Below are 14,311 nucleotides of genomic sequence, written 5' to 3'. Positions count from 1 at the left end.
TTATTGTAGGGTATATTTATTTTGTGTGTTTATATCTATTTTTTGATCTTCTAGTAAAGACTGCAGTGTTTCTAAAACAACTTCTTGTTTATAGGGTAGTAGTTGTATTAACTCTCTAGAGCTTAAATTAGTAGATTTTAATTTTGTAATTATTTCTGTAGAAACAAGATCTATAATACTACTATTTGTAGATGGGCCTTTGCTTAGGCAAACATCACACTTACCACACCTTTTCTTTTTTTCTCCAAAATAAGCAAGGAGTTGTATGTTTCTGCAAATGCTATCATTATTAATATATTGTAGCATTGCTTCTATATTATTTACTTTAACTTGTTGTAACTCTTTTACTTTTTTAGAGAACGAATTAATAGTTTGGTCATCTTCTCTAGGGACGAGAAAAGTTATTTCTAAATCGCTATTTTGAGCAGTGTAATTAATTATTTCATCTTTTTGTAATTTTTCTAACGCTTGTAAAATAGTGTTTTCATCAATATTTATTTTATTAGATAACAGAGCTGTGTTAATTTTTATTGGAAACTCAAAAATACCACCATATGTTCTTAGTAGGGTTTGTATAATTGGCACTAGTTTATGGTGTGTACTTAAATATTGATTTAAAGTTGGTTTTGTTGCTGTAAATTGTACAGTTGCTTGCTTGTTATAATTTTCTGTTAATGTTAATACAGAATGCTGATCTAAAACTTTTAGAGCATTATATGTTAACATTCCTTTTAACTTATAGGTATTGCAAAAATTATTAAAATTTAGTTGAAACGTTTCCTGGGTATCTTCACCATAAGATATCTGGAAATAATTATTTAACTTATTGTACAATAATTTTAAAAACTTAACATCTGGTAAAACACTTAAAAACTGTTGTTTTACTTGGTTTTCATCTTCTTTATTTAAAATTAAAACGGCGCTAGACTCTTGTTGGTCTCTACCGGCTCTACCAGCTTCTTGGTAGTAGTTTTCTATACTATCTGGAATTTGATAATGCACAACCAAACGCACATCTGGTTTATCTATACCCATACCAAAAGCATTGGTTGCAACAATAATTTTAGTTTTGTTTTTAAGCCAATTTGTGAGTAATGTTTTTTTGTCTTTTTTGGGTACTCCTCCATGAAAAAATGTAGTAGAAAAACCGTTTGTGTTAAGGTAGTTAGATATTTGTTCTGCCAAACGTCTTGTTCTAACGTATACTATTGCACTGTTGTTACTGTCTTTACAAAGTTGTTTTAATTGATAAAGTTTATCCTCTGTCCATATAACCTTGTAGGTAATATTATCTCTAGAAAAAGAATCTTTTATAATTAAGGAGTCTCTAAATTGAAGATTTTCTACAATGTCTGATGCTACTTTTTTTGTAGCTGTAGCGGTTAAAGCAATTACAGGTACAATAGGAAAAATATCTCTTAAAACACTACAGTTTTGGTAAGCAGGTCTAAAATCGTTTCCCCATTGAGATATACAGTGAGCCTCATCAATAGCAATAAGGTTTACATTCATTTGTAATAGGCGTTCTTTAACCAAATCTTGTTGTAAGCGTTCTGGAGATAAGTATAAAAACTTATAATTACCAAAAACACAATTGTCTAAAAGGTTATTTACTTCCTCAAAAGAAATACCGCCAGTAAGTGCTAAAGCTTTTATGCCTTTTTCTTTAAGACTATTTACTTGGTCTTCAATTAAAGCAATTAAAGGAGACACAACTATACAAATGCCTTCTTGTAAAAGAGCAGGTACTTGGTAGCATACAGATTTTCCTCCGCCAGTAGGTAATAAAGCTAAAACATCTTTTTGCTCTAAAACAGTAGTAATAATTTTTTCTTGCGAGCCTCTAAAGCTGGCATAGCCCCAGTATTGTTGTAAAATATCTTGCGGACTTTTATGCACTAGCTAATGTTTAAAGTATTTAAAATAAAGTTAGTACGTTCCTCTACAGTTCCGGTAGGTACAATAATAGGTGTGTAGCCATAATCTCTGTATGTTTGGTCTAGTAGACTGTGTAGCCGTTTTGCTTCTTCAAAATCCTCATACCTTTCATTGTCATTAGAATGTATTTCCTCCCACGGTGGAAAAATAAAAATAACATCGTATTTGGTATTTGCACATGCTTGGTTGTAGTTTTCTCCATATTTAATGTCTGTACCATTTAAGTAGGCAACAACATCTGGTACGCCACGATCTAGAAAAACAATATCTTTTTCTAAGCTATTAGCGTTATGGTATTGATTTACACGTCCTTCTAATAATTTATCGCTAAAAAGCAAAGGATTGGTTAAAAAAAGCTGTGTAATACCTTCTTCTCTGGCAGCCAAGGTAACATCTCTAGATATCTCGTGTAAACAAGTGTACCCAAGAGCATCAATCTTATTAATAACTGTTGTTTTTCCTGTACTAGGACCGCCTGTAATAACTATTTTTTTTGGTTTCAATATACTAGATTAAAGTAACAAAGATAACTAAAATAGGAACTACACAAAAAGTAGTATAAAATATAGCATTACATTATCTTTGTAAAAAATAAAGTATGAATACAGATAACCCAGAAGAATTTTACGCAAGGCTAAAAGAGCAACTAGAGTTAAACAACAGTTGGCCATCTAATTACTTGTATAAATTTATTATTCCTACAGATGAAGAAAAGTTTAAGCAAATAGAACAGATTTTTAATAATACAGGAGCAGTTATAGAGTCTAAAAAGTCTAAAAACGGCAAATATACAAGTGTTTCTATTACTGTAAATATGAAAAATCCGGATGCTGTTATTGCTAAATATGTAGAAGTTGGTAAGGTAAAAGGAGTAATATCTTTATAAAACTACCCATAAATGGTGTTTGTTTTATTTATTTTAGTACTTTGCAGAACATAAGCGTATAACTTCACGTTTAGAATATAAATTAGCATAAATCTTTTTTAGTTTGAATTTAGTAGAAAACTTACAGTATAATACTGAGCGTGATCAGCTCATTATTCCAGAATATGGTCGTCATTTTCAAAAAATGGTAGACTACGCCGTATCTATAGAAGATGCAGAGGAGCGTAATAAAGTAGCTAAGGCTATTATTAGCGTAATGGGTAATTTGCAGCCACATCTTAGAGATGTACCAGATTTTCAGCACAAACTTTGGGATCAGCTATTTATAATGTCAGATTTTAAATTAGATGTAGAATCTCCTTTTCCTATTACAACAAAGGAAATGTTGCAAGAACGTCCAGAGCCATTAGATTATCCTCAAAATTTTCCAAAATACAGGTTTTACGGTAATAACATTAAACGTATGATTGATGTTGCTGTAGAGTGGGAAAAAGGTGATATGAGAGATGGTTTAGAGTATGCAATTGCAAACCATATGAAAAAATGTTACTTAAACTGGAATAAAGATGTTGTAGATGATACAGCTATTTTTAAACATTTATATGAGTTAAGTGACGGAAGAATAGATTTAGCTGCAAAAAATGAAGTACTTACTGATAGTGGTCAGTTTTTAAAGAACAAAGTAGCAAAATCTAACACGAGATATACAAACTCAAAAAACAATCAAAGAAATAACAACAACCGAGGTAAAAAACGGTACTAAATAATAGAATCTTAAATGGGGACATTTAAAATTGAAGGCGGTCAACGTCTACAAGGAGAAATTACTCCGCAAGGAGCTAAAAACGAAGCTTTACAAATACTTTGCGCGGTGTTACTTACACCAGAGGAAGTGCAAATAAATAATATACCAGACATTGTAGATGTTAATAAACTTATAGCTTTATTGGAAGATTTGGGTGTAAAAATTCAAAAAAGAGGTAAAGGTTCTTATACGTTTAAAGCAGATGATGTAAACCTAGACTACTTACAGTCAGACCAGTTTAAAGAAGATGGTCGTGGTTTGCGTGGATCTATAATGCTAGTTGGTCCACTATTAGCACGTTTTGGTAAGGGATATATTCCTAAACCAGGAGGGGATAAAATTGGGCGTCGTAGATTAGATACTCATTTTGAGGGCTTTATTAACCTAGGAGCAAAGTTTAGATACAATAAAGAAGAATACTTTTATGGTGTAGAAGCAGATAAGCTAAAAGGAACATATATGCTTTTAGATGAAGCTTCTGTAACTGGTACAGCAAACATAGTAATGGCAGCTGTTTTAGCAGAGGGTACAACTACTATATATAATGCAGCTTGTGAACCGTATTTGCAGCAATTGTGTAAAATGCTTAACCGTATGGGGGCAAAAATCACAGGTGTAGGTTCTAACCTTTTAGTAATTGAAGGAGTAGATGCACTAGGTGGCACAGAGCACAGAATGTTGCCAGATATGATAGAAATTGGTAGTTGGATTGGTCTTGCAGCTATGACAAAAAGTGAACTTACAATTAAAGATGTAAGCTGGGATGATTTGGGACAAATACCAACTGTTTTTAGAAAATTAGGTATTACATTAGAGCGTAAAGGAGATGATATTTATATACCAGAGCATAAAGATGGTTACGAGATTCAGAACTATATAGATGGTTCTATCTTAACAATATCCGATGCGCCTTGGCCAGGATTAACACCAGATTTATTAAGTATTATTTTGGTAGTTGCTACACAGGCAAGAGGAGAAGTTTTAATACATCAAAAAATGTTTGAGAGTCGCTTATTTTTTGTAGATAAGTTACTAGATATGGGTGCAAAAGTTATTTTGTGTGATCCGCACAGAGCAACAGTAATTGGGCACGACTTTAAATCTACGTTAAAGGCTACAACTATGGTATCTCCAGATATTAGAGCTGGTGTATCTTTATTAATTGCAGCGTTATCTGCAAAAGGAACATCTACAATACACAATATAGAACAAATAGACAGAGGTTACGAAAATATAGACGAGCGTTTAAGAGCTATAGGAGCAAAAATTACGCGAGTATAATTTTTATTATAACCACATAGTAGTACTTTGTATAGTATTATAAATAGTCCAACCTAGTAAGAATGTAATTATAATTATTCTTACTAGGTTTTGTTTTGCTATACTTTTTCTTATTTCTTCAGAAGAATCTACTCCTGCTATTATTTTACCGTGTTTTGGTTCTATAATTACAATGTGCTGAAACCACATAAAAGCAATACATAAAACGCTAACTATTGTATACATATTTTGTCTGTCTATAAGTTGTAAAACAGATGTAATTAGGTGTCCTGGAGTTAGTATAATAGCAAATATAAATATACGGTCCCTACCAGAATGATACCATTTTATTAGTTCTTCTCTTGAGTAAAACATTAAAGAAGGATAAACTATAAGCTGTAGCATACTAAATACAATTACAGCACAAAATTCAAACATTAACCTAAGTATGTCTATCATTTACACTTATTTTAAATGCAGTAGTCTTTAAAAAAAATACTGTTAAAATTTAAACGAAAATAAAAGATACTCAAAAAAAACAGAATAACAATTGTAATAGAAATATAATGCTACTTACTATTTGTTATACACTCCAAAAAGAGCTTCTAGTTTTTCTTTTCTATAGCTAAAAATTTCTTCAAGTTTTGGTTTAACTAAAAATGGCTGAACTAGTTGTCCTAAAATCCCAAACGGAACCTTGTAGTCTATAATGTCTTCCATTTCTACGCCACCATCTATCTCTTTTATAAAATGTTTATGGTGCCATAACGCATACGGACCAAAACGTTGCTCATCTACAAAATATTTATTCTCTACCATATGGGTAATTTCTGTAACCCATTTGGTTTTTATACCTAAAACAGGAGTAACAATATATTGTATTATTTGCCCTTGATACATTGGCCTGTCTGCACCAGATAATATAATAAACCCCATATAGTCTGGAGTTATTGTTTTTAAATTTTCTGGTTTTGATAAAAACTCCCAAGCCTGTTCTACGCTTATAGGAAGTTTTTGTTTTTTATGTAGTGTGTAAATCTTCATACTTAGTTATAAATTAAGATATAAGCGTTTAAAGATGTTGCTATAAACAGCCAAATTATGTAGGGTAAAAGTAAAAGTGATTTATATTTTAAAATGTTTTTGTATTTAGTTGGTATATAAAGTATTAAAAAAGTTAAAGCTGTAATTATAACAAGGCCAATACTAATATTATGTTGATTAAAAAAAGCAAAGTTCCAACCTACGTTTAAAAACCACTGAATAACAAATAAGAAGATAAACTTAAAATTTTTACTAAGTTTTGCTAAAATTCCCAAGTAGATAGAAAAACAAACCATAATGATTGTCCAAGCTGCACCAAAAACCCATCCTGGAGGCGTCCAAGGAGCTTTATTTAGTTGTAAATACCAATTAGATTGTGCACCATTATCCATTAATAAAACACCTAGTGCAAGCGCACCAAAGTTTAGTACTAAAAATAGAATAATGTATTTAGCTAGTTTCATTGGTTTTTTTCATTAATAAAGCAATTTTATCTTGTATAGCTTCTGCTTCTGCAAATTTGGCATCACTAGCTCCACGGTTACTGGTAGAAAGAGCGTGGTACTCTTTCATTAATTGCTGGTATTGCTTTTGCAACTTTTCTATGGGTGATTTCTTTTTAAATAATCCAAACATAATTTATGGTGTTAAATGCTTTGTTATTTTTTTACTAAGCGGATTTGTAGTAGAGTAGTAGTAGTCTACAAATTTGCCTTCTTCGTCTACCAAATACTTTTGGAAATTCCATTTTACAGAGGTGCTAGAGTTTCCGTTTAATTCTTTTTTAGTTAACCAAGCGTATAAAGGGTGTTGTTGATCTCCTTTTACATTTAACTTTTCGGTCATTAAAAAAGTGACGCCATAGTTTCTCTGACAAAAAGTTTTTATTTCCTCTTCAGTTCCAGATTCTTGACTTCCAAATTGGTTACAAGGAGCGCCAATTATCATTAAATTATCTTTGTAAGTATCATAAAGCTTCTGCAGTTCTTCATACTGACCTGTGAATCCACATTTAGAAGCAACATTTACAAAAAGTATTTTTTTACCCTTAAAGTCAGATAAATTAATAGGATTGCCCTCTAAACCAGTTATTTTAATATCGTAAATACTTGTTTTAGGTTCTGCTTTTTGCTTGGACGCACAAGAAGAAAATATAGTAAGTAATGTAATCATAGCTAATTGTTTCATTTATAATTTAAAATTTACAATTCCGCAATCTACTTCTAAAATTTGACCAGAAATGCTTCTTGCTTTTTCACTAATTAGAAAGCTAGCCATATGTGCTACATCTGTAGGATCTAAAAAACGCTTTAAAGGATGTCTGTCCTTAATGTTTTCTATCATTTTATCATTACGAAGTAACTTAGCTGCTAAATCTGTATTTGTAACTGTAGGTGCTATTGCGTTTACACGCACTGTAGGTGCTAATTCTGCTCCTAAAGATTTAACAAGGCCTTCTACACCAGATTTTGATGTTGCAACACTAGCATGGTAAGGCATTCCTAATTTTGTAGCTACAGTACTAAATAGTGTAATAGATGGGGCATCTCCCTTTTTTACAGTGTTTAAATAATGCTTGATTGTTTTTACTGCACCAATAACATTAATTTCAAAATCTTGCTTAAAGTCTTCTATACTTAAGCGTCCTATGGGTTTTAAATTGATGCTCCCAGGACAATAAATAAGATTGTCAACAGTCTCTAACTCTGGTAAATTGTCTGTAAGCACATCACAGGCGTAATGTGTAAGATTTTGATGTTCTAATTCTGGCGCAGTTCTGCTAATTACAACAACTTTATGGGTAGCAATAAGTTCTTTTGTAATAGCAAAACCTATTCCTTTGCTACCACCAATAATAACGGTAGTTTTCATCAATAATTATTTAAATTTGAGCAAAGGTATACCTGTTGGACAAGTAAAATTTGCCAATTATTTGTAGATATTTACGGGTGTTTTATGGTAACAACACTATGGTAGCGGCTGCATATTTAGCCTTTTTTCTACTTTACGTTTAATTGCAGTAAGGCGCTTCATTAAATCCATAATCTCTTCGTCCTTATTTTCTTTGTAAATAGTATTAAGCTCAAGAATAAGGGATTTAGCTTCGCGAGAAATTTCTACTCTTTCGCTGTTAGATAATGACTTCATCTTTCTCTTCTCAAACTCTAATGCTCTATCTATAATCTCCATATTGTTAATGTTTTAAATAGTTTTGTATTTCTGTTATTTTGGTAGCGTTATTAAACTCGCCACCGTAAAAAGCTGTTACTGTGGTAGAGGTGTCATCCTTTACACCTCTAGATGCTACACATAAATGTTTTGCATCTATTATAACAGCAACGTCTTCTGTTTTTAATATTTTTTGAAGCTCTACACCAATTTGGTTGGTTAAGCGCTCTTGTACTTGTGGTCTTTTAGCATAGTATTGTACAATTCTGTTTAATTTAGACAATCCTATTACGTTACCAGATGATTTGTAGGCAACATGCGCTTTACCTATAATTGGAACAAAATGGTGCTCACAATTAGAGTAAAAAGTAATGTTTTTTTCAACAAGTATTTGGTTATATTGGTATTTATTTTCAAATAAAGCAATTTTTGGCTTATTTTTTGGGTTTAAACCACAAAATATTTCATCAATATACATTTTTGCAACACGTTTTGGTGTTCCTTGCAGAGAATCATCTGTTAAATCTAATCCCATAACATCCATAATTTGCCCAAAAAGGTTTTCTATTTTTTCCTTTTTTTGCTCATCGGATAACGCAAAAGCATCTGATTTTAAGGGAGTTTCTAAACCTGTAAACAGGTGGTCATCTCCAATATCCTCTACAGAAACCTTATCTGTTGTACTCATTAAATTTATAGTATCTATACTCATTATAATTTATAAAATTATTTTTACAATAAACCACTTATTATTTAGATAAAACAGTTTGTTTAATATCTTTTGCTTATAGTGTTATTGGTAATTTGTTTTTGCCTGCTACATTTAAAACGTCCGCTAACAAAAGTTCTAAGTTTTGCGTGCTTGGTTTTACGCCCTTGCACTCTTTTACGCCACATTTTAAAACTGCTAGGTTTCATTTCTGTGCGCATAATTGTTATTACTTCTTTTTCAGACAAGCCAAACTGATGTTTTATAGCATCAAAAGTAGTTCTGTCTTCCCAAGCCATTTCAATTACACGGTCTATTTGTAGTGTGGTTAAACTCATTTTTATGCTACTAATTTGTTTATCATTCCGTTAAAAATAAATATATGAAAAGGTAAAACACTGTACCAGTATAATCTACCTCCCAAACCTCTTGGTCTAAAGGTGGCTGTTTGTTTAAGTACATTATCTTCAATTTTAAACTCTAGCCAAGCTTCTCCAGGTAATTTCATTTCTGCATATAATAACAATTTTTGTTGTTCTTTATCAGCATAAATAACACGCCAAAAATCTAAAGCATCACCTGCACTTAAATCTGTAGTGCTAGTTCTTCCTCTACGCAAGCCTATACCACCAAATAACTTATCTAAATAACCTCTAAATTTCCAAAGAATAGTGCCGTAATACCATCCTGTAGATCCTCCTATAGCCCAAATTTTATTAATAGTCTTATTTTTATCTGTAACCTTACGCTCTTTATAATCTGTAAAACAACCGTATTTAGGCACATTTACATATTTATGTAAGTTACCTTTAAGTCTGCCACTACTTACAAGAGAATCTTTCCAGCTAGAGACAATACTATTTTGTTCTATTTTTTCAAAAGCCAATTCTACTGCCTCTTTGTAGCTAATTGGTTCTATGTTTAAAATTGAATTAATATCACTTGGTTTGCCTATAATTTCTACGCCCATACTCTTTACTAGGGTAGAGGCTAGTTTGTATGATGTTGATGTTACAAAATACAACCAGTATGATGATAATTTAGGTGTCATTACAGGCACGGTAATAATGCTTCTTTTTAAGCCTCTTACTGCTGCAAATTGTAATAACATTTGTTTATATGTAAGTACATTTGGTCCAAAAATATCTATTCCTTTATTGTAAATTTCTTTTTTTAATATGGCTTTAGATAAAAATAATAACACATCTCTTACGGCTAACGGTTGTGTTTTAGTATCTAACCATTTAGGAGCAATCATTACAGGTAATTTTTCTACTAAATCTCTAATAATTTCAAAAGAAGAACTTCCAGAACCTACAATAATACCAGCTCTAAAGGTAGTTAATGCATATTCTTTAGAAGCTAAAGTTTCTTCAACCAATTTTCTTGAAGATAAATGCATAGATAATTTAGGGTCATTTGTTATTCCGCTTAAATATATTACCTGTTGCGTATTTGTATCTTCAATATACTTTTTAAAGTTTATGGCGCATTGCTCCTCTAAAGATTTAAAATTATTTGAGGAATTAGACATAGAGTGTATTAGATAATAAGCAATGTCTATATCTTTAGGAATATTAGAAAGCGTACTTTCTTGTAAAAAATCTGCTTCTACAACAGTAATTAGGGGCTCGTTTTTATACCATTCTTCTGCACGTAACTTGTCTCTAACAGCGCATACAACATTGTGCCCTTCTTCTATTAAAAGGGGCACTAGTCTTTTGCCTATGTAGCCTGTTGTACCTGTTACTAGTATTTTCATTTATTTATTTTGGTCTTTGGTATGTAAATCTTTTGTTTGTTTTAGGAACCGCATAGGCGTCTAGACCATTAATTGCAGCTACTTTCCCTTTTGTTAAATCTATTAATCCATCTTTTTGTAAAAGGTCTTCATTAACATATAAATTCATTATTTCACCAATAACCAAAATAGTATTGTTAGCAGCTATAGGCATTTCTTCTATAAACTTGAGTTCTAATTGTACTGGAGCACCTTTTAAAAATGGAGCAATACAATTGTCTTTATACTCTGGTACTAATTTAGTCTTTGTAAATTCTGATACCTCTTCTGGATATTTGGCAGAAGTGTGGTGAGCATCTTCTAAAATATCCTGGTGTATATGATTAATGGTGTATGTTTTTGTTTCCTTAATATTTTTATAAGTATGTCTAGGTACAGTAGTAGGTCTACAAATAAAGCCTAATAAAGCAGGGTTAGAACCTAAATGAATAACAGAGCTAAATACAGCAATATTTTCTTGTCCGTTAACAGACTTAGTACCAATTAAATTGGCAGACTTATAGCCCGAGACACTATTTATCAAATTAATTTTGAACAAATGCTCTAGCTCTTTTATATTGTCATTAGTATATTTTATCATTTACTTAAAGCGATAGATAATTATTAATTTTAATGTTTTTTGATTTTAAATCGAACATTAAATTATACAATCCAAAAAATGTTCTGTTAATGTAAATAAAGTGCTTAGAACCTCTGTTTCCGTTCATTTTACGTAGTTCTGTACTTTTACTATATTTTTCTCCTAATTCTGCAATTTGATTAAAGAAAACTGGGTCAGAAAAATCAAACGTATCATTATGAAAAGGTTTTGTAAACAGGCTTAACATCTCATAAAAAAGATCAGAAAAAAAGGCAATTTCTTCTTTAGAGTCATCTTCTTTTAAAATTTCTAATTCGTGCATTTTCTGAGAAAATAATACAGGATTATTAATAACCTCTGGTTTAGCCAACTCAAAATAGGGTACGTAAAAGTTTGTAGGCACTTCTTTAATACATCCAAAATCTAAAGCAATTAGCTCAATCTCTTTAGAAATTAAAAAATTGCCAGGATGAGGATCTGCGTGTACTTTGCGTAACACGTGCATTTGGTACATATAAAAATCCCATAATGCTTGCCCTATTTTATCTGCTTTTTCTTGGTTTGTATTATGGGCTGTAAACTCGCTCAAATGCTCACCAACCATCCAATCCATAGAAATAATGCGTTCCGACGAAAATTGCTCATAATACTGCGGAAACTTTAAGTTTGGTATGTGTTCGCAAGCTTTTGCCATTTCCTTGCTTTGCTTTATTTCTAGCAAGTAATTGGTCTCTTCTATTAGTTTGTTTTCTACTTCAGCAAAATACTTATCAGAGTCTTTACCCTTTATATTAAACATTTTAATAGCTATAGGTTTTACCATAGCTAAATCTGTAGAAATGCTATCTGCTACACCAGGATACTGAATTTTAACCGCTAATTTTTTACCATTAGCTTCAGCATAATGTACTTGTCCAATACTAGCTGCATTTACAGAGTTAACATTAAAAGTGTCAAATATTTCATTTGGTGTTTTACCAAAGTATTTTTTAAATGTCTTTTGTACTAAAGGAGCAGACAAAGGAGGAACTGAAAACTGAGCTAAAGAAAATTTTTCTACATATGCCTGTGGCAATATGCTTTTTTCCATACTTAGCATCTGTGCTACTTTTAGCGCACTACCTTTTAATTGCTTTAGACTATCGTAAATATCCTCAGCATTGTTCTTATTTAGGCGTTCTTTTGCTTCTATTTCTGTTTTAGTTAGCTTATCACCATAATATTTAAGGTAATTAACACCAACTTTAGCACCAGTAGTAACTAATTTGCTGGCACGTTGTATTTTAGAAGTAGGTATTTTGTCTATAGTTTTCATAGGCTACAAGTTCATATTAATTTTTTCTTTATAAATAAACTTTCCTAGATCTATAATGCTTTGTAAGGGTTTGGTATCTAGTAGGTCAAACGTAGTGTTAACGCTTTTTTCAATAAAAATATCTGTTTTTTCAAAAGATGAAGAAGTATCATCTAACCAAAATTTAATTGTAATTAACAACTGTATCCAAGCAGATTCTTTTAATGTTTTTTGCTGAATTTTCTCTAATTTTTCCTGCTTTAAATCAATTGTATCTATATCTAAACCAATAATATAGTTGCTAAAACTATTTTTAAGATTAGACAACATACTTACAGATTTTAATTTGTTTTTGTGTTTATTTAAAGCATAAACTACATAACTTCTATTAGCAGTTAGCATTTCAAAAAAGGTATAATAAAAACTTAGAAGTTTAGTTCTACTGTCAAACTCGCTATAAGCTTGGTCTGTTTCTAAAGCTTTGATAGTATGATTATAAAAAGCGTTAAATATGTGTTTTTCTAAGGTATCAAAGGAATTAAAGAAGTTGTAAAAAATGGATTCTTCAAAATTATTAATTTTAGAAAATTTATAGACAGAAGACGGTTGCTTTTCGTTTTCTAGTACAAAATCCATATAAAAATTGATAATATCCTCTGCTGTTACATTCTTTTTCTTTGCCATAATTTCTTTATTTCTAAAACAAAGATACAAAAATGTCTAACTATTTTAGTTAAAGATTAGACAAAAATGCAATTATACCTGTTTTACAGGGTTTTATTTACCTAAATGTTAGTGTTTACTTAAATATATATAATGTTTAAATTGTTACCCTTAGCTTTGCATTTTATTAAAAATTAAGTACCTACTAATGAAGATTAAAATAATACTCATATATGTGTCTGCCTTAACTGCAGGTCTAATTTTTGGACAGTTTAGTAGCTCGTTGGTAGGAGTTTTGCCAGAGGCTGTATCAGAATCTTCCGGATTAATACTATACAATGATTTATTAATTACACACAACGATTCTGGTAACACACCAACTTTATATTTTTTGAATAAAAACAGTTTTAAGGTTGAAAAAAAAGTAGAGGTAACAAACGCAAAGAATATAGACTGGGAAGACATTACACAAGATAAAGATTATGTATATGTTGGCGATTTTGGAAATTATTGGGGGGATAGAGAAGATCTTGTTATTTATAGAATAGCTAAAAAAGACCTAAAATTATTAGATAAGGTTACTGCAGAAAAAATTTACTTTAACTATTCTGATAAAACAAGTAATACACGAAAAAGTAGAAGTGATTATGATGCGGAATCTCTTTTTTACAAAGGAGGGGAGCTGTATATTTTAACAAAGCAATGGAGGTCTAAAGGTACTGTTGCTTATAAAATACCTGCAAAACCAGGCAAACACATAGCATCTAAAGTAGGGGAATATAATACAAACGGTATGGTAACAGGAGCAACATATAACAATAGTAATAATAAGATTGTTTTAGTTGGTTACAATATGTTTATGTTGCCATTTGTAATAGAAATAGAAAATAGTACTGCATCTAATTTATTTGCAGGTACAGTAAAAAAAACACCATTAGAAATAGGTTTTGCTCAAATAGAAGGAATTACAAAGTTTAATGATGATACATATTATTTATCTTCAGAATCTTTTACAAAACTAGGGGCTAATGCAAGTATTTATAAGCTAAAATAGCTTAAACAGTATTTTTTTATCTAATTTGAGCTCTTAAAGTTTAAGATTTTGTTAACATTTAAAGGGGTGCGTGTACCGTAATTTTGAGGAAACTTAATAAACTACAAA

General features: G+C 31.0%; 19 protein-coding genes. 4 read left to right on the top strand and 15 right to left on the bottom strand.

The genetic code is table 11. The features are described 5' to 3' along the window. Positions 1 to 1,899 (bottom strand): ATP-dependent DNA helicase RecQ, encoded by a 1,899-nt coding sequence (locus Q4487_RS03915; RefSeq protein WP_303541577.1) that lies wholly within the window; start codon positions 1,897 to 1,899, stop codon positions 1 to 3. Then, positions 1,899 to 2,441, bottom strand: coding sequence for an ATP-binding protein (locus Q4487_RS03910; protein WP_303541579.1), 543 nt, complete (start codon positions 2,439 to 2,441; stop codon positions 1,899 to 1,901). Before Q4487_RS03910 ends, Q4487_RS03915 begins: the two co-directional genes overlap by 1 nt. Positions 2,442 to 2,536: 95 nt before the next feature. On the opposite strand from Q4487_RS03910, the gene Q4487_RS03905 reads away from it, so the two are divergent. The 3 genes from Q4487_RS03905 (at position 2,537) to murA (ending at position 4,910) form a co-directional block, all read left to right on the top strand. Beyond that, entirely contained in the window at positions 2,537 to 2,824 is a 288-nt protein-coding gene (locus Q4487_RS03905; RefSeq protein WP_303541581.1) for a DUF493 family protein, read from the top strand. 103 nt (positions 2,825 to 2,927) lie between these two features. Next, a complete protein-coding gene (locus Q4487_RS03900) occupies positions 2,928 to 3,587 on the top strand; it encodes a DUF4290 domain-containing protein (protein WP_100895725.1) in 660 nt (219 codons plus the stop codon). Between the two features lie 15 nt (positions 3,588 to 3,602). After that, positions 3,603 to 4,910 (top strand): UDP-N-acetylglucosamine 1-carboxyvinyltransferase, encoded by a 1,308-nt coding sequence (gene murA / locus Q4487_RS03895; protein WP_303541584.1) that lies wholly within the window; start codon positions 3,603 to 3,605, stop codon positions 4,908 to 4,910. Positions 4,911 to 4,916: 6 nt separating this feature from the next. Here murA and Q4487_RS03890 read toward each other — a convergent pair whose 3' ends face one another. The 13 genes from Q4487_RS03890 to Q4487_RS03830 form a co-directional block, all read right to left on the bottom strand. Further along, positions 4,917 to 5,348, bottom strand: coding sequence for a hypothetical protein (locus Q4487_RS03890; protein WP_303541586.1), 432 nt, complete (start codon positions 5,346 to 5,348; stop codon positions 4,917 to 4,919). A gap of 117 nt (positions 5,349 to 5,465) precedes the next feature. Further along, positions 5,466 to 5,933: an SRPBCC family protein gene (locus tag Q4487_RS03885; RefSeq protein WP_303541588.1), complete on the bottom strand. Its 468-nt coding sequence runs from the start codon at positions 5,931 to 5,933 to the stop codon at positions 5,466 to 5,468. A 2-nt stretch (positions 5,934 to 5,935) separates the two neighbouring features. Next, positions 5,936 to 6,397 (bottom strand): TspO/MBR family protein, encoded by a 462-nt coding sequence (locus Q4487_RS03880; protein ID WP_303541591.1) that lies wholly within the window; start codon positions 6,395 to 6,397, stop codon positions 5,936 to 5,938. After that, positions 6,384 to 6,569: a Lacal_2735 family protein gene (locus tag Q4487_RS03875; protein WP_100895730.1), complete on the bottom strand. Its 186-nt coding sequence runs from the start codon at positions 6,567 to 6,569 to the stop codon at positions 6,384 to 6,386. The genes Q4487_RS03880 and Q4487_RS03875 overlap by 14 nt, the downstream gene beginning before the upstream one ends. 3 nt (positions 6,570 to 6,572) lie before the next feature. Next, the gene (locus tag Q4487_RS03870; RefSeq protein ID WP_303541594.1) at positions 6,573 to 7,106 is read right to left on the bottom strand and encodes a glutathione peroxidase; all 534 of its coding nucleotides are present in this window, start codon (positions 7,104 to 7,106) and stop codon (positions 6,573 to 6,575) included. A gap of 15 nt (positions 7,107 to 7,121) precedes the next feature. Beyond that, positions 7,122 to 7,805, bottom strand: a complete 684-nt coding sequence (locus tag Q4487_RS03865) for an SDR family NAD(P)-dependent oxidoreductase (protein ID WP_303541596.1) — start codon at positions 7,803 to 7,805, stop codon at positions 7,122 to 7,124. Positions 7,806 to 7,901: 96 nt separating this feature from the next. Further along, complete coding sequence (locus tag Q4487_RS03860) at positions 7,902 to 8,123, bottom strand: hypothetical protein (protein ID WP_100895733.1); 222 nt, start codon at positions 8,121 to 8,123, stop codon at positions 7,902 to 7,904. A gap of 4 nt (positions 8,124 to 8,127) precedes the next feature. Further along, positions 8,128 to 8,814 carry a GTP cyclohydrolase I FolE gene (gene folE / locus Q4487_RS03855; protein WP_100895734.1) on the bottom strand — a complete coding sequence of 229 codons (687 nt, stop codon included), beginning with the start codon at positions 8,812 to 8,814 and terminating at the stop codon, positions 8,128 to 8,130. A 59-nt stretch (positions 8,815 to 8,873) separates the two neighbouring features. Beyond that, the gene (locus tag Q4487_RS03850) at positions 8,874 to 9,149 is read right to left on the bottom strand and encodes a TIGR03643 family protein (RefSeq protein ID WP_100895735.1); all 276 of its coding nucleotides are present in this window, start codon (positions 9,147 to 9,149) and stop codon (positions 8,874 to 8,876) included. Between the two features lie 2 nt (positions 9,150 to 9,151). Then, positions 9,152 to 10,573: an SDR family oxidoreductase gene (locus Q4487_RS03845; protein WP_303541601.1), complete on the bottom strand. Its 1,422-nt coding sequence runs from the start codon at positions 10,571 to 10,573 to the stop codon at positions 9,152 to 9,154. 4 nt (positions 10,574 to 10,577) lie between these two features. Beyond that, the gene (locus tag Q4487_RS03840) at positions 10,578 to 11,192 is read right to left on the bottom strand and encodes a flavin reductase family protein (RefSeq protein ID WP_303541603.1); all 615 of its coding nucleotides are present in this window, start codon (positions 11,190 to 11,192) and stop codon (positions 10,578 to 10,580) included. 4 nt (positions 11,193 to 11,196) lie between these two features. Then, positions 11,197 to 12,507, bottom strand: coding sequence for an AarF/ABC1/UbiB kinase family protein (locus tag Q4487_RS03835; RefSeq protein WP_303541605.1), 1,311 nt, complete (start codon positions 12,505 to 12,507; stop codon positions 11,197 to 11,199). A 3-nt stretch (positions 12,508 to 12,510) separates the two neighbouring features. Continuing rightward, complete coding sequence (locus Q4487_RS03830; RefSeq protein ID WP_303541607.1) at positions 12,511 to 13,170, bottom strand: TetR family transcriptional regulator C-terminal domain-containing protein; 660 nt, start codon at positions 13,168 to 13,170, stop codon at positions 12,511 to 12,513. A gap of 187 nt (positions 13,171 to 13,357) precedes the next feature. Between Q4487_RS03830 and Q4487_RS03825 the strand changes: the two genes are divergently transcribed. Next, entirely contained in the window at positions 13,358 to 14,203 is an 846-nt protein-coding gene (locus Q4487_RS03825) for a T9SS C-terminal target domain-containing protein (protein ID WP_303541609.1), read from the top strand. The last annotated feature ends 108 nt before the right edge of the window (positions 14,204 to 14,311 follow it).

The organism is Cellulophaga sp. 3_MG-2023 (assembly GCF_030546975.1).
GTDB lineage: Bacteria > Bacteroidota > Bacteroidia > Flavobacteriales > Flavobacteriaceae > Cellulophaga.
Note: the sequence above shows the minus strand (reverse complement) of the source record. Positions and strands in the feature narration are given on the sequence as shown.